The 1,357-nt window shown below is 64.3% G+C and carries 2 protein-coding genes; both read right to left on the bottom strand.

The annotated features are described in order from the left end of the window. The coding region (locus tag G3N94_RS41485; RefSeq protein WP_205799930.1) for an ABC transporter ATP-binding protein at positions 1–700 on the bottom strand (700 nt) is incomplete at its 3' end. Between the two features lie 28 nt (positions 701–728). Next, positions 729–1,357 (bottom strand): branched-chain amino acid ABC transporter permease (locus G3N94_RS41480; RefSeq protein ID WP_205799929.1); only part of this gene is annotated, 629 nt, incomplete at its 5' end.

Below are 1,357 nucleotides of genomic sequence, written 5' to 3'. Positions count from 1 at the left end.
TCACCTTGCCGTAATCGAGCACCGTCATCCGGTTGCACAAGTGCATCACGAGCTTCACGTCGTGCTCGATCAGCAGAATCGTGCGGCCGTCCGAACGGATCTTGTCGAGCAGGCGCGTCAGTTCCACTTTCTCCGTCGCGTTCATCCCCGCCGCCGGCTCGTCGAGCGCGAGCAGCTTCGGATCGGTCGCCAGTGCGCGCGCGATCTCGAGCCGGCGCTGGTGGCCGTACGACAGGTTGCGCGACGTGTAGTCCGCGTACTGCAGCACGCCGACGTATTCGAGCAGCTCGATCGCACGCTCCTTGATCTCGCGCTCTTCCTGGCGTTCCGCCGGCGTCTGGAATACGGCACCGAGCAACCCGTGCCTGGTGCGCACGTGGCGGCCCACCATCACGTTCTCGAGTGCCGTCATCCCGCCGAACAGGCGGATGTTCTGGAACGTGCGCGCGATGCCCGTCTTCGCGACCTGGTGCACTGCGGTCGGCTTGTATTCCGCGCCGTCCAGCTTGAACTCGCCGGAGTCCGGCGTGTACAGGCCCGTGATCACGTTGAAGAACGTCGTCTTGCCGGCGCCGTTCGGGCCGATCAGCCCGTAGATCTCGCCTTCCTTGATCTCGAGGCCGACGTCGGACAGCGCCTGCAGGCCGCCGAAGCGCTTGTTCACGCCTTTCACGGACAGTCGGATTTGCTTGTCGCTCATGTGTGTTTCTCCTTCCGCTGTCAGTCCGTTACGCGCGCGCCGACTTGGCGCTGCGCTTCGCCAGTTTCGCGATCTTGTCCTCATGCTTCGGCGCGGGCCACAGGCCTTCCGAGCGATACAGCATGATGATCACCATCGCGAGGCCATACAGCGCCTGGCGGATCACTTCGGTATCGACAATTTCATGGCCGAAGACCGCGTTCTGCAGCGGGCCCATCGTCGAGCGCAGGAATTCCGGGAAGATCGCGAGCAGCACCGCACCGAGGATCACGCCCGGGATATGGCCCATGCCGCCCAGCACCACGCACGCGAGCACGACGATCGATTCCCAGAACGTGAACGATTCCGGCGACACGAAGCCCTGGAACGAGCCGAACATCGCGCCCGACAGGCCGCCGAACGACGCGCCCATCGCGAACGCGAGCAGCTTCACGTTGCGGGTGTTGATGCCCATCGCCTTCGCCGCGATTTCGTCCTCGCGGATCGCCGCCCATGCACGGCCGATACGCGAGTGCTGCAGGCGCGTACACGTCCAGATCACCAGCAGTGCGCACAGCACGAACAGGTAGTAGTACATGTAGACCGACGGCAGCTGGATGCCGAACAGCGAGTGCGTCTGCGCGAGGCTGAAGTCGCCGACGTGCACCGGATCGATCC

This window comes from Burkholderia sp. Ac-20353 (assembly GCF_017104785.1).
Taxonomy (GTDB): domain Bacteria; phylum Pseudomonadota; class Gammaproteobacteria; order Burkholderiales; family Burkholderiaceae; genus Burkholderia.
The sequence above is the reverse complement of the archived record's forward strand: the minus strand, read 5'-3'. Positions and strand labels throughout refer to the sequence as shown.